Source organism: Vibrio porteresiae DSM 19223 (genome assembly GCF_024347055.1).
Taxonomy (GTDB): Bacteria; Pseudomonadota; Gammaproteobacteria; order Enterobacterales; family Vibrionaceae; genus Vibrio; species Vibrio porteresiae.
In genome coordinates this window covers 3,086,102-3,104,919 of the sequence record NZ_AP024895.1, presented here as the reverse complement: position 1 = coordinate 3,104,919, position 18,818 = coordinate 3,086,102, and the positions used below count along the sequence as shown (strand labels likewise).

16 protein-coding genes are annotated in these 18,818 nt (G+C 45.4%); 7 read left to right on the top strand and 9 right to left on the bottom strand.

The features are described 5' to 3' along the window. The first annotated feature begins 9 nt into the window (after nucleotides 1-9). Complete coding sequence (gene aceF, locus OCV11_RS14110; protein WP_261893610.1) at nucleotides 10-1,890, top strand: pyruvate dehydrogenase complex dihydrolipoyllysine-residue acetyltransferase; 1,881 nt, start codon at nucleotides 10-12, stop codon at nucleotides 1,888-1,890. Nucleotides 1,891-2,137: 247 nt separating this feature from the next. Beyond that, nucleotides 2,138-3,565, top strand: coding sequence for a dihydrolipoyl dehydrogenase (lpdA, locus tag OCV11_RS14105; RefSeq protein WP_261893608.1), 1,428 nt, complete (start codon nucleotides 2,138-2,140; stop codon nucleotides 3,563-3,565). A gap of 108 nt (nucleotides 3,566-3,673) precedes the next feature. Here lpdA and OCV11_RS14100 read toward each other — a convergent pair whose 3' ends face one another. Continuing rightward, nucleotides 3,674-4,291: a LuxR/HapR/OpaR family quorum-sensing transcriptional regulator gene (locus OCV11_RS14100; protein WP_261893607.1), complete on the bottom strand. Its 618-nt coding sequence runs from the start codon at nucleotides 4,289-4,291 to the stop codon at nucleotides 3,674-3,676. Between the two features lie 331 nt (nucleotides 4,292-4,622). Here OCV11_RS14100 and hpt point away from each other — a divergent pair, with 331 nt between their 5' ends. Continuing rightward, complete coding sequence (gene hpt, locus OCV11_RS14095) at nucleotides 4,623-5,153, top strand: hypoxanthine phosphoribosyltransferase (RefSeq protein WP_261893606.1); 531 nt, start codon at nucleotides 4,623-4,625, stop codon at nucleotides 5,151-5,153. 81 nt (nucleotides 5,154-5,234) lie between these two features. On the opposite strand, the gene can is transcribed toward hpt, so the two are convergent. Continuing rightward, nucleotides 5,235-5,903: a carbonate dehydratase gene (gene can / locus OCV11_RS14090; protein ID WP_261893604.1), complete on the bottom strand. Its 669-nt coding sequence runs from the start codon at nucleotides 5,901-5,903 to the stop codon at nucleotides 5,235-5,237. A 260-nt stretch (nucleotides 5,904-6,163) separates the two neighbouring features. Between can and OCV11_RS14085 the strand changes: the two genes are divergently transcribed. Next, complete coding sequence (locus OCV11_RS14085; RefSeq protein WP_261893603.1) at nucleotides 6,164-7,078, top strand: ABC transporter ATP-binding protein; 915 nt, start codon at nucleotides 6,164-6,166, stop codon at nucleotides 7,076-7,078. Nucleotides 7,079-7,086: 8 nt separating this feature from the next. Further along, the gene (locus OCV11_RS14080) at nucleotides 7,087-7,857 is read left to right on the top strand and encodes an ABC transporter permease (RefSeq protein ID WP_261893601.1); all 771 of its coding nucleotides are present in this window, start codon (nucleotides 7,087-7,089) and stop codon (nucleotides 7,855-7,857) included. 72 nt (nucleotides 7,858-7,929) lie between these two features. Here OCV11_RS14080 and panC read toward each other — a convergent pair whose 3' ends face one another. The 7 genes from panC to sfsA all read right to left on the bottom strand — a co-directional run bounded on the left by panC (nucleotide 7,930) and on the right by sfsA (nucleotide 13,930). Further along, nucleotides 7,930-8,808 (bottom strand): pantoate--beta-alanine ligase, encoded by an 879-nt coding sequence (gene panC / locus OCV11_RS14075; protein WP_261893599.1) that lies wholly within the window; start codon nucleotides 8,806-8,808, stop codon nucleotides 7,930-7,932. Nucleotides 8,809-8,818: 10 nt separating this feature from the next. Further along, the gene (panB, locus tag OCV11_RS14070) at nucleotides 8,819-9,613 is read right to left on the bottom strand and encodes a 3-methyl-2-oxobutanoate hydroxymethyltransferase (protein ID WP_261893598.1); all 795 of its coding nucleotides are present in this window, start codon (nucleotides 9,611-9,613) and stop codon (nucleotides 8,819-8,821) included. Between the two features lie 23 nt (nucleotides 9,614-9,636). Next, nucleotides 9,637-10,119, bottom strand: coding sequence for a 2-amino-4-hydroxy-6-hydroxymethyldihydropteridine diphosphokinase (gene folK / locus OCV11_RS14065; protein WP_261893597.1), 483 nt, complete (start codon nucleotides 10,117-10,119; stop codon nucleotides 9,637-9,639). Continuing rightward, nucleotides 10,116-11,477 (bottom strand): polynucleotide adenylyltransferase PcnB, encoded by a 1,362-nt coding sequence (gene pcnB, locus OCV11_RS14060; RefSeq protein WP_261893596.1) that lies wholly within the window; start codon nucleotides 11,475-11,477, stop codon nucleotides 10,116-10,118. Before pcnB ends, folK begins: the two co-directional genes overlap by 4 nt. A gap of 111 nt (nucleotides 11,478-11,588) precedes the next feature. Further along, nucleotides 11,589-12,458, bottom strand: a complete 870-nt coding sequence (gluQRS, locus tag OCV11_RS14055; protein ID WP_261893594.1) for a tRNA glutamyl-Q(34) synthetase GluQRS — start codon at nucleotides 12,456-12,458, stop codon at nucleotides 11,589-11,591. 144 nt (nucleotides 12,459-12,602) lie between these two features. Beyond that, on the bottom strand, nucleotides 12,603-13,049 hold the full coding sequence (gene dksA / locus OCV11_RS14050; RefSeq protein ID WP_261893592.1) for an RNA polymerase-binding protein DksA: 447 nt from the start codon (nucleotides 13,047-13,049) through the stop codon (nucleotides 12,603-12,605). Nucleotides 13,050-13,171: 122 nt separating this feature from the next. Further along, nucleotides 13,172-13,930 carry a DNA/RNA nuclease SfsA gene (gene sfsA, locus OCV11_RS14045; RefSeq protein WP_261893590.1) on the bottom strand — a complete coding sequence of 253 codons (759 nt, stop codon included), beginning with the start codon at nucleotides 13,928-13,930 and terminating at the stop codon, nucleotides 13,172-13,174. Nucleotides 13,931-13,990: 60 nt separating this feature from the next. Here sfsA and hrpB point away from each other — a divergent pair, with 60 nt between their 5' ends. Together hrpB and mrcB are read left to right on the top strand one after the other, a co-directional pair. After that, entirely contained in the window at nucleotides 13,991-16,453 is a 2,463-nt protein-coding gene (hrpB, locus tag OCV11_RS14040; protein ID WP_261893588.1) for an ATP-dependent helicase HrpB, read from the top strand. Beyond that, nucleotides 16,450-18,777, top strand: a complete 2,328-nt coding sequence (gene mrcB, locus OCV11_RS14035) for a penicillin-binding protein 1B (protein WP_261893587.1) — start codon at nucleotides 16,450-16,452, stop codon at nucleotides 18,775-18,777. Before hrpB ends, mrcB begins: the two co-directional genes overlap by 4 nt. Nucleotides 18,778-18,818 lie beyond the last annotated feature (41 nt).

Below are 18,818 nucleotides of genomic sequence, written 5' to 3'. Positions count from 1 at the left end.
AGGAAAGTAATGGCAATTGATATTAATGTACCTGACATCGGCGCGGATGAAGTAGAAGTTACTGAGATCCTTGTGAAAGTTGGCGACAAAGTTGAAGAAGAGCAATCGCTAATCACTGTTGAAGGTGATAAAGCTTCAATGGAAGTTCCAGCACCACAAGCGGGTGTGGTTAAAGAAATCAAAGTATCAGAAGGCGACAAAGTGTCTACTGGTTCTTTCATCATGGTATTTGAAGAAGAGGGTGCTGCAGCAGCGGCACCAGCTCCTGCGGCTCAAGCGGCAGCACCAGCAGCGGCGGCTCCTGTTGCTTCAGCAGTCAAAGAAGTGAATGTTCCAGATATCGGTGGCGACGAAGTTAGCGTAACTGAAATCATGGTTAAAGTTGGCGACACAGTGACTGAAGAGCAATCTCTAATCACTGTTGAAGGCGACAAAGCATCAATGGAAGTTCCAGCACCATTCGCTGGTACAGTAAAAGAAATCAAAATCGCTGAAGGCGACAAAGTTTCTACTGGTTCATTGATCATGGTATTTGAAGTGGCAGGCGCAGCACCAGCAGCAGCTCCTGTTGCAGCAGCGGCTCCAGCGGCAGCGCCAGCAGCATCTGCAGCAAAAGATGTACACGTACCAGATATCGGCGGTGACGAAGTTTCTGTCACTGAAATCATGGTTAAAGTTGGCGATACAGTGACTGAAGAGCAATCTCTTATCACTGTTGAAGGCGACAAAGCATCAATGGAAGTTCCAGCTCCATTCGCAGGTACTGTAAAAGAGATCAAAGTAGCGGAAGGCGACAAAGTGTCTACTGGCTCATTGATCATGGTATTTGAAGTGGCAGGCGCAGCACCAGCGGCGTCTCCAGCGGCAGCAGCATCTGCTCCTGCAGCAGCGGCTCCAGTAAAAGCTGAAGCACCTAAAGCGGCAGCTCCTGCAGCTGGCGATTTCCAAGAAAACAACGAGTACTCTCACGCGTCTCCAGTAGTACGTCGTCTTGCTCGTGAATTCGGTGTTAACCTTGCTAAAGTTAAAGGTACTGGTCGTAAGAGCCGTATCCTGAAAGAAGACGTTCAAAACTACGTTAAAGAAGCTCTTAAACGTATTGAATCTGGTGCAGCAGCGTCAACTGGTAAAGGTGACGGCGCAGCACTTGGTCTTCTTCCTTGGCCAAAAGTGGACTTCAGCAAGTTCGGTGAAACTGAGCTTAAGCCTCTGTCTCGCATTAAGAAAATCTCTGGTGCTAACCTGCACCGTAACTGGGTGATGATTCCTCACGTTACACAATGGGATAACGCAGACATCACTGAGCTAGAAGCGTTCCGTAAAGAACAGAATGCTATCGAAGCGAAGAAAGACACTGGCATGAAGATCACTCCACTTGTGTTCATCATGAAAGCAGCGGCTAAAGCGCTTGAAGCGTTCCCATCGTTCAATGCGTCTCTTTCTGAAGATGGTGAAAGCCTAATTCTGAAGAAATACGTGAACATCGGTATCGCGGTTGATACACCAAACGGTCTAGTTGTTCCTGTCTTTAAAGACGTGAACAAAAAAGGCATTTACGAACTTTCTAACGAATTGAAAGCGATTTCTAAGAAAGCACGTGACGGTAAACTGACTGCATCTGACATGCAAGGTGGCTGTTTCACTATCTCTAGCCTAGGTGGCATTGGTGGTACTGCGTTCACTCCAATCGTGAATGCTCCAGAAGTAGCTATTCTTGGTGTGTCTAAGTCAGAAATGAAACCTGTGTGGAACGGTAAAGAGTTCGCTCCACGTCTACAACTTCCACTGTCTCTATCATACGACCACCGTGTGATCGATGGTGCTGAAGGTGCACGTTTCATCACTTACTTGAACGATAGTCTAAGCGACATCCGTCGCCTAGTGCTTTAAGTAGTACTACGCTCAAGATAAATAAGGCAGCGGAAACGCTGCCTTGATTCAGTATTATCTTGCCATCAATTTGGTAACGGGATAATTCCCTAAATGAATTGTCGTCTAGCTCACAGGCTAGGTGGAATCACTTTTCTCTCCAAGCACATACAGTTACACTGGCATAGATAGAAAAGGTTCGCTTACTCATATTTAATGGATAGAGCGCCACTCTGCCTGTTAGGGATATTGACTACAAGAGGTCGAAATGAGCAAAGAAATTAAAGCCCAAGTTGTCGTACTTGGTGCAGGTCCTGCTGGTTACTCCGCTGCATTCCGTTGTGCAGACTTAGGTCTGGACACTGTTCTTATTGAACGCTACAACACCCTTGGTGGTGTATGTCTAAACGTGGGTTGTATCCCATCAAAAGCTCTGCTTCACGTTGCAAAAGTAATCGAAGAAGCTAAAGCACTTTCTGCACACGGTATCGTGTTCGGTGAGCCTCAAACTGACATCGATAAAATCCGTTTGTGGAAAGAGAAAGTAATCAACCAACTTACTGGTGGTCTTGGCGGTATGGCTAAGATGCGTAAAGTAAACGTGGTTAACGGTTTTGGTAAATTCACTGGTCCTAACACTATCGAAGTGGAAGGCGAAGAAGGCAAAACTGTTGTTACTTTCGACAACGCTATCGTTGCTGCGGGTTCTCGCCCAATCAAACTGCCATTCATTCCACACGAAGATCCACGTATTTGGGATTCAACTGATGCTCTTGAGCTGAAAGAAGTCCCAGGAAAACTGCTTATCATGGGCGGTGGTATCATCGGTCTAGAAATGGGTACAGTTTACCATGCGCTAGGTTCACAGATCGACGTAGTTGAAATGTTCGATCAAGTGATTCCTGCTGCAGATAAAGACGTAGTGAAAGTGTTCACTAAACGTATCTCTTCTAAATTCAACCTAATGCTAGAAACGAAAGTAACTGCAGTTGAAGCAAAAGAAGATGGTATCTACGTTTCTATGGAAGGCAAAAAAGCACCTGCACAACCAGAGCGCTATGATGCAGTTCTTGTTGCAATCGGTCGTGTACCAAACGGTAAACTTCTAGATGCAGAAAAAGCTGGCCTTCAAGTTGATGAACGTGGTTTCATCAATGTAGACAAACAAATGCGTACTAACGTACCTCACATCTTTGCTATTGGCGACATCGTTGGTCAACCAATGCTTGCGCACAAAGGTGTACATGAAGGTCACGTAGCTGCTGAAGTGATTGCCGGACAGAAACACTACTTCGATCCTAAAGTCATTCCTTCAATTGCTTACACTGAGCCAGAAGTAGCATGGGTTGGTAAGACTGAGAAAGAAGCGAAAGCAGAAGGCATCAACTACGAAGTTGCTGTATTCCCATGGGCTGCTTCAGGCCGTGCAATCGCATCTGACTGTTCAGACGGTATGACTAAGCTGATTTTCGATAAAGAAACTCATCGCGTAATCGGTGGTGCTATTGTTGGTACTAACGGTGGTGAACTTCTTGGTGAAATCGGTCTAGCAATCGAAATGGGTTGTGATGCAGAAGATATCGCTTTGACTATCCACGCTCACCCAACTCTACACGAGTCTATCGGTCTAGCAGCAGAAGTGTTCGAAGGTTCAATCACTGACCTTCCAAACGCTAAAGCGAAGAAGAAAAAATAAGTCTTTAATTTAAAGACAAAAAAACCGCTGATTATCAGCGGTTTTTTTATGTCTCGAATCAGGTGATTTATTCAATGAGTTAAGAACAAACCACCCTTAAGCTAAGATTTAGGCTACTTCGTTATAGATGCATAGCATGTCAAGGTAGTGGCTCACTAGTTTGTGAACACTGCTTTCATTGCGGACACGGTTAGCTTGTACGAAAAGGGAGTAACAAATACCGTGGAACAAGGTTGCCATATCTTCTGCGTCGTAATCGCTGCTAAGTTCACCGCGTTCGATTGCTTTTGCAAACATGTTTTTAAGTAACATCTGGTTAGTACGGTTAGTCGATACAAATAGAGGCCATACTTCATCACGAGTTGAAGCACTCCATTCGAACCATACTTTTAGCCAGTGACAATCATCAATCGCTAAGTTGACGATACCATCTGAGATAGTCAACAAGTTTTGGCGAGCAGGTAGATCGAGATCGATACTGTCGGTTAGGAAGTTTGAGAATTGACGAACAACAAATGTGAGTACGTCATCTACTAAATCTTCACGAGTAGGGAAATAGTTAAATACTGTTGCCACTGAAACTTGCGCGATATCCGCAATATCTGCGTGACCACCACGACCAATCCCACGTTTGGCAAACACTTCTAAAGCTATTTCCATTAGCTGGTGTTTACGTTTTTGAGGTGATAAACGGGTTCTTGGGCGTTTTTCTATTGAAGCATCCATATTGTTAATCCTTGCCTTGATTACTTACGTTGTTAAGTTGTGAAACGAATGTCTACTAGTAATTATTTTATTATTTGCAACTCTGCACACTGCAGTGTACTGATGCATATATCAGAGGTCAATGTTTTCGCTCTGCTTATGCTTTTTTGCATTAAACTTTATGTTTGTTATATGGTTTGGTTGAGTTTGTACTCATTATCACGCTGACGGAAACGTTTTCCTCACAGCGGAAGGAATGATACTATACGCGGCTACCATTTTGGAGTTATTTTAAGCGTCTGTCCATATCCATTGTGTCAGTTATGGGCCGCTCAGATAGAACGAGAGCAGTATGAAACATAAAGTTGAAGTGATGATCTCTGAACAGGATGTTCAAGAACGAGTTCGTGAGCTAGGAAAGCAAATTTCTCAGTATTATAAAGAGAGTGAAAACTTAGTTCTGGTTGGCTTACTACGCGGATCTTTTGTTTTCATGGCTGACCTTGCGCGTGCAATCGACGTCACTCACCAAGTCGACTTTATGACTGCCTCTAGCTATGGCGATAGTATGGAAAGCTCTCGCGATGTTCGCATCCTGAAAGATCTTGATGACGACATCAAAGGTAAAGATGTCCTGCTGGTTGAAGACATTATCGACACAGGTAATACATTAAGCCGAGTGAAAGAGATTTTGGCGTTGCGTCAACCTAATTCACTAGCAATCTGTACTCTGTTGGATAAACCATCACGTCGCGAAGTGCCAGTTGATGTGCAGTGGGTTGGCTTTGCGATTCCTGACGAGTTTGTGGTTGGTGTTGGCATCGATTACGCTCAGAAATACCGTCATCTTCCTTTCATTGGTAAAGTGGTTCCGTTGGAATAACCGTTCGCCATCTGAATTCGATATGAAAAAGGAGCTCTATTGCAGCTCCTTTTTCGTTTAATCTGTTTGCTAACTTCTTGTTTAGCGACAGAGCAGCTTGTGTTCTTCGTTGAGGATAGTTTCCATCGCTTTACGATAACTGCTTTCTACCTTCGCAGGTGATGTACAGCGCACACCTAGGTATTCAAGATGACCATCTTCGATACCATAAACCACACCATGCAATTCCACATCTTGGCCCTGTTCCCAGGCATTTTGTAAAATGGTGGAATTACCCAAGTTGTAAACTTGCTCAGCTACGTTGATCTCTGCCAATTTGTCAGACTGATCCATGCCGGACATTTTGTCTAAATAGGTACGATGCTTAAGGTACAGATCGCGAATATGCAGTAGCCAGTTGTTAATCAAACCCAACTTAGGGTTTTCAATCGCTGCGGTAACGCCACCACAGCCATAGTGACCGCAAATGATGATGTGTTTGACTTTGAGTACATCGACGGCGTACTGCACCACTGAGAGGCAGTTAAGGTCGGTATGGATCACTTGGTTGGCAACGTTACGATGGACAAACAATTCACCAGAATATAAGCCAGTTAGTCGCTCGGCAGGAACTCGGCTATCTGAACAACCAATCCACAGAAAGTCTGGATTCTGACCTTTAGCCAATTTGGTAAAATACTCCGGTCGCTCTGCTTTAATTGATGCTGACCATTTGGAGTTATTTTCAAATAATTGTTTTAATTCTGGCATTTTAGTTCCCTTCATCAACGATGCCACTATACACAATGATGTCATATCATTCTCTAACAAATTGCGCCAGATGATACTGCTCAGAGCTGTTGGTTCAACATAGAATAGTGACTATTTATTGAGTTGGATTAACTTTTTAATGAGATTAACCTGAGAACGAGGTTAAGCTGTAAATAAAAGAGCAGAGTTTTCCGTGCGAGGGGTTGAAAAACCAGCGCTAGAGCAGCACATCTGTTCTGTTCAAAAAAAGTAGGAATTGTATGTACGCATTAGAATTAAGTCAGCTGCGCAAAACGTACTCCGGTGGTTTTGAAGCACTTAAGGGCATAAGCCTATCGGTTGAAAAAGGAGATTTTTACGCTCTGCTTGGCCCAAATGGGGCTGGGAAATCAACCACGATAGGGATCATCTCATCTTTAGTGAATAAAACCTCAGGCACAGTCAAAGTGTTTGGCTATGACATAGATAAGAACCTGGAGCTGGCAAAACAAAATTTAGGGTTGGTTCCTCAGGAATTTAACTTTAACCCTTTTGAAACTGTTGAACAGATTGTGATGCAGCAAGCGGGGTACTACGGGGTTAAAAAAAACCTAGCCAAGGAACGAGCGAAGAAATACCTCAGCCAACTGGATTTATGGGAGAAACGTCACGAGCGTGCACGTAACCTCTCTGGCGGAATGAAGCGCCGTTTGATGATTGCTCGAGCCTTGATGCATGAGCCGCATTTGTTGATTCTCGATGAGCCGACCGCAGGCGTCGATATTGAGCTGCGCCGCTCAATGTGGGAGTTCTTGGAGCGTATCAACCGAGAAAATGGGATTACGATTATCCTGACGACTCACTATCTGGAAGAGGCTGAGATGCTATGTCGGCACATCGGCATAATTAACCACGGTGAGTTAATTGAAAATACCACGATGAAAGGGCTGCTTAGTAAATTGGCGGTAGAGACATTTATTCTCGATGTCGATGATGTCAGTAAGATTCCGACGCTAAATGGTGTTCGTTCGCAGCAAGTCGCCGAAGGTTCGCTCGAAATTGAGTTAGAGAAAAGCCAAGGGCTAAATCATGTCTTTAGCCAGCTTACCGATCAAGGCGTGACAGTTCTTTCTATGCGTAACAAAGCCAACCGTTTGGAAGAGCTGTTTGTTAGCATTATTCATCGTGATAAGTGAGGCGATTGATGTATCAGATTTATTGGACGGCCTTTTGCAGTTTGCTGCATAAAGAAGTGAAGCGTTTTACTCGTATTTGGGTACAAACCTTAGTGCCGCCGGCGATTACCATGACTTTGTATTTCATCATTTTTGGTAACTTAATTGGTTCACGCATTGGGCAGATGAACGGTTTTACCTATATGGAGTACATCGTGCCGGGCTTGATCATGATGTCGGTGATCACTAACTCATACTCGAATGTGGCTTCGTCTTTTTTTAGTGCTAAGTTTCAGAAAAACATCGAAGAGTTGTTGGTGGCGCCTGTGCCCAATTATGTGATTATTGCTGGCTATACAATGGGTGGCGTTGCACGTGGCCTGTTAGTGGGAGCGATGGTAACTGCTGTGTCGCTATTTTTTGTCGACTTACAAGTGCATCACTGGGCTATCATTGTAGCGACGGTGTTCCTCACGTCCGTTGTTTTTGCATTAGGTGGATTGATTAACGCCGTGTTTGCGAAAAGTTTCGATGATATTTCGATTGTACCTACCTTCGTATTAACACCATTGACCTATTTAGGTGGTGTTTTCTATTCGATCAGCTTATTGCCTGAATTTTGGCAAGGTGTATCGAAAATTAACCCGATTGTGTATATGGTCAACGCGTTTCGTTATGGCTTCTTAGGGGTTTCTGACGTGGGTATCGGTGTGTCGTTTACCGTACTTGGTGCCTTTGTTATCGGTTTATATGCACTAGCTCATTACTTAGTGACTAAAGGCAAAGGGTTACGCAGTTAGCAACGAACCGCTTAATCTGGACAAAGAAAAAGCCCACATTGCACGCAACGTGGGCTTTTTTTAGGAAAGAATTTACTCTTCTTCTTGGCTTTCTTTTGGCTCAGAAAGGTCCAATACCTGATTGTCAATCAAGCGCACTTTGCCCAAGAAGGCAGACATGAGAATAACGGCTTGTTTGCTCTCTGCATTAATGGTTTGCAGTGTTTGTGCATCACGAATGTAGATTTGATCCGGTTCGAGATCTGCTGCACGCAGCTGGTCATTAGCATCTTCAACAATGGACGCGTAATCATCACGTCCACCGCGAATAGCACTGCTGATCCAACGCATAGTACGCGCTAACACTGGCGCCAGTTGGCGTTCATCAACAGAGAGTAAGCTGTTACGTGAGCTCATGGCTAAACCATCTAATTCACGTACTGTTGGCACACCAATGATGCTGATATCTAAGCAAAGGTCTTCCACCATTTGACGAATGATCGCCAATTGCTGGTAATCTTTTTCGCCGAAACAGGCGATATCAGGCTGAACAATGTTAAATAGCTTAGTCACGACTGTTGCCACGCCACGGAAATGGCCTGGGCGTGATGCGCCTTCTAACATGTATGAAAGTCCAGGGACTTCGATGAATGTCTGCTTATCTAAACCGTTAGGATAGATAATTTCTGGAGTAGGGGTGAAGACAAGATCTACACCTTCTGCATTCAATTTGTTGAGATCTTCATCTAACGTGCGTGGGTAGTTGTTGAGATCGTCAGCTCGGTCAAACTGCATAGGATTGACGAAAATGCTCACGACGACAATGTCACCTTCTTCACGAGCTTTACGTACCAAAGTGAGGTGACCTTCGTGTAGGTTACCCATAGTTGGTACAAACGCTATTTTGCGTCCATCGCGTTTGAACTGTTTTACTTGTTCACGCAGAGAGACTACATCAGCAAAAGTTTGCATGAATTACTCCTTAAGCAATGGTGTGTGCTTCATCTGGAAATGAACCGCTAGCAACATCTTCGATGTATTTCGCTACCGCTTTACGCATATTTCCAGTTTCTTCCAGAAAGTTTTTAGAGAATTTTGGCATGTAATTGGCCGAAATGCCGAACATATCGTGCATCACTAAAATCTGTCCATCTGTTTGATTACCCGCACCAATACCGATAACAGGAATGTTAAGTGCTGCTGTGATTTTCGCGGCTAGAGACGCTGGTACGCATTCCAAAACCACGATTTGAGCGCCAGCGTTTTGTAGTGCAATTGCGTCTTGCACCATTTCGTCGGCTTTCTCTTGATCACGTCCCTGAACTTTATACCCACCGAAAATGTTAACGGATTGAGGTGTTAACCCTAAATGAGCACAAACTGGGACTGAGCGTTCGGTCAGCATTTTCACAGTGGTCGCTAGCCAACGACCGCCTTCGATTTTGACCATGTTAGCCCCAGCTCGCATCAATGCTGCAGCATTGTGGCATGCTTCTTCTGGGGTGGTGTAACTCATAAATGGCATGTCTGCCATTAGTAATGCATTGGGACTGCCTTTTCTGACACAGCGAGTGTGGTAGGCAATGTCATCAACGGTGACAGGAAGGGTATCATTTTCCCCTTGTAGTACCATGCCTAAAGAATCGCCGACCAAAAGTACCGGCATATCTTGGCTTTCAAATAGCTGAGCAAAACTCGCATCGTATGCGGTCACGCTTGCAAATTTACGACCCTCTTTCTTCCATTTCATAAGGTCGTTGATAGTCATTTTTTTCATTATTGTTCCTTACTAGGAGTTGGCTATTGCCAAATACTAAGCCCATTGAGAGGTACTGCAGTGAGTAACTCCGAGAGCATAGTCCCGTCAGGGAGTTGCAGGTTTGGTGCAATTTCTGCCAACGGATACAAAACGAACTCTCTCACTTTCATTCCGTAGTGAGGAACCGTCAATCGTTCGCAGTCAATAACGTGGTCGCCATACAAAACAATGTCTAGGTCCAAAGTTCTCGGTCCCCAGCGTTCTGCTTTGCGCACTCGGCCTTGATTTTGTTCAATTGCTTGGGTGCAATCGAGCAAGTCTAAGGGTGATAATTGTGTTTCTATTTCGATTACAGCATTGATGTAATCGGGTTGGTTCTGCGGTCCCATCGGTGTACTGCTGTACAGTGATGAGACTGCTGTCACGCGAGATTGAGGCACATTTTTTAGTGCTTCAATGGCAAGCTTTGCCTGAGCCACTGGATCGCCTAGATTACTTCCTACTGCAATATATGCTGTGATCATGACTCGGTTTTGCTCTTTTTCTTACGGACATTTCTACGCGGCTTTCCCTTTGATTTTACAGGAGATGCTTGATGAAGGTCGTTCACCATCGCTTGGCGCATGTTGCGTCCCGCTGATTGGAATGTTTCCCACCATTGGGCTAACTGTTGTGTTTCACCGCCTTCTACTTCGCCGCGCATTTGCAGGAAGTCAAAGCCAGCTCGGAATTTGTTCAACTCCATTAAACGAATCGCACGTTTGCCATTGCGGCGCGGCATGCGCAGCTGTAATTGCCAAATTTCGCGTATCGTTGCGGTATGACGGCGTGGAATCGCAATGCGTTTTACCACTCGGTCCAAAATCTGATTACTTGCTTCCATCACCGCATCATAATATTGAATACCCAACTCATCGGTTAGACGCTGAGCCAATTCAATCATCGGATACCACAAAATGGCGGCAAACATGAATGCAGGATTGATGCGTTTGTTTTCTTCAACGCGTAAGTCGGTTGAATCTAGCGCGAGATCCAGCATGTGTTCCGTGTGTGAAGAAAAATCCTCAGTAAAGTGATCGGCAATCACAGGGAATAGCTGTTGGAATAGATTGTATTCACGCATCAGGTGATAGGTTTCAAGACCATGACCTGATTGCAGCATTTTGAGGGATTCTTCATACAGACGTGCTGATGGAATTTCACCAAGCAGTGGAGCTAAATGCTCGATAGGTTCCGCGGTATCTTCTTCGATATCGAAATCCAGTTTTACCGCAAAGCGAATAGCACGCAGCATGCGCACCGGGTCTTCGCGATAGCGAGTCTCTGGGTCACCGATTAGGCGCACAAGGCGATCTTCAAGGTCTTCTACGCCGCCAGCATAATCATGGATGCTGTAGTCAGCGATGTTGTAGTACATCGCATTGATGGTGAAGTCACGACGCTCGGCGTCTTCGTCTTTGGTGCCATACACGTTATCACGCAGCAACATTCCTTGTTCAGATTGCGCTGACACTTGTGAGTCTTGCTCTTGGTGATGGCCACGAAATGTCGCGACCTCCACAATATCACGGCCAAACATGATATGAGCGAGACGAAAGCGACGACCGATGAGCCGGCAGTTTCTAAATAACTGACGGATCTGCTCTGGGGTTGCATTAGTGGCAATATCAAAATCTTTTGGTGTACCACCTAACAATAAATCGCGAACGCCGCCGCCGACAAGATACGCTTCGAATCCAGCACCGTGTAAGCGATACAACACTTTTAGCGCATTCTCACTGATCATCTGGCGCGAAACTGAGTGATCTTGGCGCGCGATAATGTTTAAAGCTAAGCTTGGGTACACGCGATGTTCGCGTGGTTGTAAATCGTTGTTATTCATGTGCTTCTGACAATGATTGGTCTTGCCTATTTCTAACGAGATTGGGTTACAACTCATCGAAACGGGGCGGAATTTGGGGCTAATAATAGCCTAGACGATGCCATTTGAGAATCATGGTATGATTTTGATCTCTTCGGGTAATTGGGTAAGGCACCAGTTTTTACATCCCCAATCCATCATCTCTTCAATCGTGCAACTCATGAAATCTTTAGGTAAATCAAAGCCTAAAAATGACATTGCTTTCATGATAGCGGGTTTGGGATTGTTATTATCTATTGCTGTCGCGTGATTTTGTTTCGAGAATTTATTTCCCTCAGCATCGACTGCCAATGGCAGATGTAGATAACGTATTGGTGTCTGATTGAGGGTTTTGTACAGACTGATTTGTCGGCCCGTTGGCTCAATCAAATCTGCCCCTCTGACGACTTCGGTGACACCTTGTTCTATATCGTCAATGACCACCGCGAGGTTATAAGCAAATAAACCGTCGCGACGTTTAATTATAAAATCTTCGTGTGCCAATGCATGCGGAATGATCATTTCGCCGCGTTTTAAGTCCTCGAAAGATTCTACAGGATTATCCATGCGTAATCTTACAGAACAATGTTGTGCATTGGTGAGACCTAAATTTCTGCATGTACCGAGATAGTAGCCGCCGGACTCTTTTATTTGCTTGCGACTGCATTGGCAATAATACGCTTGACCGCTTTTTAGCCACTCTTCAATTTGGGCTTGGTAAAGATGGTGGCGCTGGCTTTGATATACAACCTCTCCATCCCAATACAAGCCGTATTGTTCCAATGTTTTTAAAATGGCTGATGCTGCCCCAGGCATTTCTCGGGGAGGATCGATGTCCTCAATTCTGACCAACCATTTACCCTGCATCGCTTTGGCTTGAAAGTAACTGCCTAAAGCAGCAATCAATGAACCAAAGTGCAGGAGACCTGAAGGTGAGGGCGCAAAACGTCCGATATAACTCATACAGCGTGCTTAGATCTAAAAAACGACGGGGCATTGTAACGAAAGCGCCGTCGCCTTGCAGCTATGTTGGAAAGATTTTGTCTTGGGAACTTACCCCAAATAAGAAATGAAAAAAGGGAGCCTAGGCTCCCTTTCTCAGGTCGATTAACCCAACATCTGCTTTTCTTTAATTTCAGCTAATGTTTTACAGTCGATACAAAGATCGGCTGTTGGGCGAGCCTCTAAGCGGCGGACACCAATTTCAACGCCACAAGACTCGCAGTAACCAAAGTCATCTTCTTTGATCTTATCAAGAGTTTTCTCGATTTTTTTAATCAGACGACGCTCGCGGTCACGGTTACGCAGTTCCAAGCTAAATTCTTCTTCCTGAGACGCACGGTCTACAGGATCTGGAAAGTTTGCAGCTTCGTCTTGCATATGGTGAACAGTACGGTTCACTTCTGCTCTAAGCGAATCACGCCAAGCTTCAAGAATTTTTGTAAAATGAGCAACTTGACCTGGTGACATATATTCTTCACCCGGCTTTTCTTGGTACGGCTCAACACCTGCAATGGCTAGGATGCCTAGCGTTTTCTTTTTGGACTCAAGCATACAGCATCTCCTACTAACACCTAGTCAACTGCGAGAGCAGTTAAATTAAGGCGGGTATCTATAGCAAAAAGAAGTGGGAGAGGCAATGACTCATTAACAAAGATGCTATCAATGTGAAGACATCAACAAATTTTTGTTTTATGAGGGACGAATTCCAATGGAGACATCAGCTTAATCTCATCTTTGGAAAACGTAGCCTTGTAGCACAGTACTTCTACTCCAGCTTCTAGCGCCATTGTTAACAAACGTGAATAATCCGCGTCTATATGGTGCGCGGGGGAGACTTTTTCAATCCCTGAATGCAAAACAACGTACAAAAGTACGGCTCTGCTCCCATTTTTAGCCATCTCTGCCAGTTCACGTAGATGTTTCTGGCCGCGTAATGTTTTGGCATCCGGAAAAAAACCTTGGCCTACCATGGCAGAATTTTCCTCATCTGCCAATACATTATCGTCCAAGAGGGTCACACTTTTTACCTCTACATAACATTCTGGCTTAGATTTCCCAGTGAGCAAGATATCGATGCGACTATTTTCAAGACCATAGCGAACTTCGGTACGCAGTTCTTTATAATCTTGCAGCTCAGTTATGGTGCCATCCTGAATTGCCTCAACAGCTAACTGATTGGCTCTACTGGTATTTATACAGATATGATCACCTTGTTGGGTTTCTGTGATCTCCCAACTTTGCGCATATTTACGCTTTGGATTATCGGAAGTGGAATACCAGACTATATCGCCAGGTTCTGCACACCCAGTCATGGCACCCGTATTCGCGCAATGCAGGGTAAAGGTGACATTTTGCTCGGTAATCACATCGGCCAAAAATCGTTTGTAGCGTTGGATTAAGGTCGCTTTTTTTAAGCTTGGGTGAAATTGCATAAGTTGATCATACTGTTTTTCTGTACAATAGTATGGCCATTAAAACACAAGGAGCCAGACTTGTCACAGTTGCCTATTGCTGATGTTTTACCTCAATTGCTTGAGGCGGTTCAGCATTCATCTCAAACGATCGTTAAAGCGGAGCCGGGTGCAGGTAAATCCACTTACTTTCCTTTGCAATTACTCCTTTCAGGTCAATGCCGCGGCAAGATTGTCATGCTCGAACCCAGACGAATTGCTGCGCGTAATATTGCTCTCTATTTGGCAGAGCAATTGGGGGAAAAAGTCGGACAACGAGTGGGGTATCGTATTCGTGGTGAGACACGTGTAGGACCTGAAACACAGTTGGAAATTGTGACGGAAGGGATCATGACCCGCATGGTGCAAAGTGATCCTGAGCTAACTGGCATTGATGTGGTTATCTTTGATGAGTTTCACGAACGTAGCCTACATGCGGATACTGCTTTGGCCTTTTGTTTAGAAGTTCAAGCGGCTTTGCGAGATGACTTAAAGCTGGTAGTGATGTCTGCCACTTTAGATCAACAAGCTCTACTCGGGTTAATGCCCAATGCAAAGTATATCTACTGTGTTGGTCGGCAGTTCCCAGTTGAAGTACGTCATCTCTCGATCAATGCGAACGAACGAATGGTTGCGGTGATGGCTAAGCAAATAGAGCGTTTGTTGAGAGAGGAATCTGGTTCCATTTTGGTGTTTCTCCCTGGGGCTGGCTCAATAAATCAAGTTCTGGAACGTTTGACCGATTTACCTGCCAATGTGGTTGTCTCTCCTTTATATGGTCAATTGGATTTTGCTCAGCAACAAAAAGCATTGGCTCCGGCAAGCTGTGGGCAGCGCAAAGTGGTACTTGCGACGAATATCGCTGAGACATCACTAACGATAGAAGGGATTCGTATCGTGGTGGATTCTGGCCTAGAGCGTGTCGCTCGCTTTGATCCCAAAACTGGCATTACGCGTTTAGTCGAAGGGCGCTGTGCTCAGTCATCGGCGATACAACGTGCTGGGCGTGCCGGGCGGTTAGAGCCGGGTATTTGCATAAGGTTATACAGCGAGAGTCAGGGGTTACAGCAGCCCAAAACCCCAGTACCCGAAATTATGCAAAGTGACCTCACCGCGTTGGCGCTCGAACTGGCGTTTTGGGGGGCTCATGATGTAAAAGATCTGGCTTGGTTAGATGTTCCTCCGGCAGCGGCTCTAGCTCAGGCAAGAGGGCTGTTACAGAGCTTGGGTCTTATGAAGAATGATGGTCAGCTAACCAGTATGGGACGTGAAGCGCATCAATTAGGTATTGATCCGCGTTTGGCTGCAATGCTATTGAAAGTGAAAGAAAAACCAGAGTTTTTCAATGCAGCGTTGGCTCTGGCTGCATTGGCGGAAGAGCCTGAAAAAAATGTCACTAACTTGGGGCATAGTTTGTTTCGTTGGCAAGAGAACAAGCATCCTAAGGCTTCGTCATTATTGACTCGCGCACAACAGTTAGCGGCTTTGTGTCAGGCATCGTTTCAGCTCCGTCAAGTGACTGCTCCCCATTTAGGTTTGGTTGCTAGTCTTGCATTTCCTGACCGAATAGCCATGTTGAGACACCATAGCCACGGTGATTTTGTACTGAGTAATGGGCATGGCGCTATGGTTGATGAGTTTGATAGCTTAGCGCTTGAACCTTATCTTGTGGTGCTTGATATTCAGCGTCAACAGCAGCAATCGAGCCGGATTTTCAGTGCATTGCCCGTTGATTTAGCTCAGTTAGAAACAAATTTTCCAGAGCTGTTTTTGCTACAAGAAAAAGTAGATTGGGACGATAATGCTGGGAAATTAGTGGCAGAAAGGCAAACGTGCCTTGGCAAATTAATTGTTCGTCGTCAGGGATTACCTGAACCAAGCAAAGAAAAAATGACGCAAGCTTTGCTCAATTATGTCTCTCGCAAAGGGTTAAACGTATTACAGTGGGACGATTTTGCACATGAGTGGCTCACTCGAGTGCGTTGTGCCATCACGTGGCTTCCTCAAGAGGCTTGGCCTGAAATGGATGATCAAAGCTTATTGGCAAGCATTGATGAGTGGTTAAGTCCTTATCTACATGGGCTCACATCGGTGAAACAACTTAGCCAAGTCTCGGTTGTGGAGGCTTTATCTGCTCGGTTAGCGTGGCCGCTCAATCAGCAGTTAGATGAGTGGTTACCCACTCATCACATTATGCCGACCGGGACTAAGAAAAAGATTCGCTACCAACTGGGTATGCAGCCAATATTGTCGGTCAGAATGCAGGAAGTGTTTGGCGAAAAACAATCACCAACGGTGGCGAAAGGAACACAAACCGTGGTGATGGAACTGCTTTCCCCTGCTCAGCGTCCTTTGCAGATAACCCAAGACTTAGCCGGTTTTTGGCAAGGCGCTTATCGAGAAGTGCAAAAAGAGATGAAAGGTCGCTATCCAAAACATGTTTGGCCTGATGACCCTGCTAATCATGTCGCGACGACGAAAACAAAACGACAATTGAATTCATGAAGAAAAAAAATCCTCAATCAAACGATAAAAAGACACCCAAAACTCACTCTTCTTCCGGCAGTGTAAAACGCAGCTGGTGGAGGGCGCTCTGGAGCTTTTCTTGGAAATGTGGTTTGGCGCTTGCTGCGGTACTGGTGTTTGTGGGTATCTATCTCAATAGCGTGATTAAACAGCGCTTTGATGGTCAATTATTTCAATTGCCTACCGTGGTGTACGCGCGAATTTTAACCCTTGAACCGGGAATGGATATTACCCTCCCAGAAGTTCGTAATGAATTGGATGTGTTGAAGTACCGTAAGGTGCAGCAGCCTCGCTATCCGGGAGAATATTCAGCTTCGTCTACGCGCATCGAAATGATTCGTCGTCCATTTGAGTTTGCTGATGGCCCTGAACCGGACCGCCATGTGATGCTGACCTTCGATGATGGTGGTTTGACGCATATAAACTCCCTCGAAAAAGGGGGAGAACTGGGGTATTTACGCCTAGATCCTAAAATGTTAGGAATGCTTGAGAAAAATACGCCGGAAACGCGCCTTTTCTTACGTCGCGACCAATTCCCTGAAATCATGGTTGATGCTTTGCTGACAACGGAAGATCGTCATTTCTATCAACATGATGGAATTGCACCTCTCGCTATTTTGCGCGCCTTGGCTGCGAATATTCGTGCAGGTCATACGGTGCAGGGAGGAAGTACGTTAACTCAGCAGCTAGCGAAAAACATTTTCCTTTCCAGTAATCGCACTATTTGGCGTAAGCTGCGCGAAGCCTATATGGCGTTGATCATTGATTATCGCTACAGCAAAGACCGTATTTTGGAAGCCTACATGAACGAAGTGTACATGGGGCAAAATGGCAGTGAAGCGGTACATGGATTCGGTTTAGCATCGCGTCTTTATTTCGGGCAGCCTTTACAAGAACTGCGTATTGACCAATTAGCTTTGTTAGTCGGCATGGTCAAAGGCCCGTCCTATTACAACCCTATTCGTTATCCTGAGCGTGCGCGTGAACGGCGAGATCTGGTTCTTAAGCTCATGATGGAAAATGACATGTTGACGGCTAAGCAATACGAGCAAGCCGCGTCTCGCTCGCTTGATGTACAAAAACATCCGCATATTGCCAGTCGTCAGCCAGCTTACTTCCAGCAGTTGAGTAATGAGCTGCAAGAAAAAGTCGGTGATGCATTTAAGTCAGAAACGGGCATTCGAGTCTTTACGTCACTTGATCCTGTTTCACAGCAAGACTTAGAACAAGCCATTGCTGAAAAAGTGCCACAACTGAGCAAAGCGGCCAATCAGCTAGAAGCCGCTGCGATTGCGGTTGATCGTACGACAGGTGAGATTCGTGCCATGGTAGGCGGGAAACGGGTTGGATATGATGGCTTTAACCGAGCGTTAAACGCGAGTCGTCAGATCGGTTCATTGGCTAAAGGTGCCGTTTATCTGACCGCACTAGCTCAGCCTGAAAAATATAGCTTAGTGACCACTCTGCAAGATAAACCTATCTCTTTACAAGGGGATGAGGGAACAGTGTGGACGCCGCGCAATTTCGACCGACGTTATCGTGGTGATGTTCCCCTGTATTTGGCGCTAGCAGAATCATTAAACGTGCCTACAGTTGAGTTAGGCATGGCGTTAGGTATTGATAACGTTGCTAAAACGTTTGCTCAACTTGGTGTACCAGCAGATGAAATTCGCCCAGTGCCAAGTATGTTCTTAGGTTCGTTTACTTTGACGCCTTTCCAAGTGGCGCAAATGTACCAAACCATTACCAATTCGGGTAAAAAAGCGCCGCTCTCTGCATTGCGTTCGGTTCTAGATTTGAAAGGTAATGTACTTTACCAATCTATTCCTAAGGTATCTCAAGCTGTGCCGCAACAAGCGGCTTGGTTAACTACCTATGCGATGAAGCGTGGGGTGATGGAAGGGACTGGACGTTACCTTACTAACCAGTTTGGTTGGGCTTCTTTAGCAGGGAAAACCGGCACAAGTAGCGATACGAGAGACAGTTGGTTTGTTGGGGTCGATGGCCGCGAAGTGACCACGATTTGGGTTGGTCGCGATGATAACCAACCGACCTATCTTACGGGGGCCAGCGGGGCGCTACGAGTTTATGCTGATTATCTATCGAACCGTATTCCGCAGAGGTTGGTATTGCCTTGGCCGGAGCAGATCAAAACGATCGGTTTTGATCGCGAGTCGGACGGTGCACTGCAAGTCAATTGTCAAAGCCAGTTCCGTCTGCCGGTTTGGGATAGTCAAAATCAGTGGAAAGCTGAATGTGAATCTGGGCCAACAAACTGGTTGAAAAAGCTTTTCCAATGGTAAGTTAGGACAGTATAGTCAAGTACATTTCAAAATTAAGGATG

What these genes read in the sequence shown, in the direction of transcription:
- aceF (WP_261893610.1), top strand. Translation starts at nt 10, where the DNA reads ATGGCAATTGATATTAATGTACCTGACATCGGCGCGGATGAAGTAGAA.
- lpdA (WP_261893608.1), top strand. Translation starts at nt 2,138, where the DNA reads ATGAGCAAAGAAATTAAAGCCCAAGTTGTCGTACTTGGTGCAGGTCCT.
- OCV11_RS14100 (WP_261893607.1), bottom strand. Translation starts at nt 4,291, where the DNA reads ATGGATGCTTCAATAGAAAAACGCCCAAGAACCCGTTTATCACCTCAA.
- hpt (WP_261893606.1), top strand. Translation starts at nt 4,623, where the DNA reads ATGAAACATAAAGTTGAAGTGATGATCTCTGAACAGGATGTTCAAGAA.
- can (WP_261893604.1), bottom strand. Translation starts at nt 5,903, where the DNA reads ATGCCAGAATTAAAACAATTATTTGAAAATAACTCCAAATGGTCAGCA.
- OCV11_RS14085 (WP_261893603.1), top strand. Translation starts at nt 6,164, where the DNA reads ATGTACGCATTAGAATTAAGTCAGCTGCGCAAAACGTACTCCGGTGGT.
- OCV11_RS14080 (WP_261893601.1), top strand. Translation starts at nt 7,087, where the DNA reads ATGTATCAGATTTATTGGACGGCCTTTTGCAGTTTGCTGCATAAAGAA.
- panC (WP_261893599.1), bottom strand. Translation starts at nt 8,808, where the DNA reads ATGCAAACTTTTGCTGATGTAGTCTCTCTGCGTGAACAAGTAAAACAG.
- panB (WP_261893598.1), bottom strand. Translation starts at nt 9,613, where the DNA reads ATGAAAAAAATGACTATCAACGACCTTATGAAATGGAAGAAAGAGGGT.
- folK (WP_261893597.1), bottom strand. Translation starts at nt 10,119, where the DNA reads ATGATCACAGCATATATTGCAGTAGGAAGTAATCTAGGCGATCCAGTG.
- pcnB (WP_261893596.1), bottom strand. Translation starts at nt 11,477, where the DNA reads ATGAATAACAACGATTTACAACCACGCGAACATCGCGTGTACCCAAGC.
- gluQRS (WP_261893594.1), bottom strand. Translation starts at nt 12,458, where the DNA reads ATGAGTTATATCGGACGTTTTGCGCCCTCACCTTCAGGTCTCCTGCAC.
- dksA (WP_261893592.1), bottom strand. Translation starts at nt 13,049, where the DNA reads ATGCTTGAGTCCAAAAAGAAAACGCTAGGCATCCTAGCCATTGCAGGT.
- sfsA (WP_261893590.1), bottom strand. Translation starts at nt 13,930, where the DNA reads ATGCAATTTCACCCAAGCTTAAAAAAAGCGACCTTAATCCAACGCTAC.
- mrcB (WP_261893587.1), top strand. Translation starts at nt 16,450, where the DNA reads ATGAAGAAAAAAAATCCTCAATCAAACGATAAAAAGACACCCAAAACT.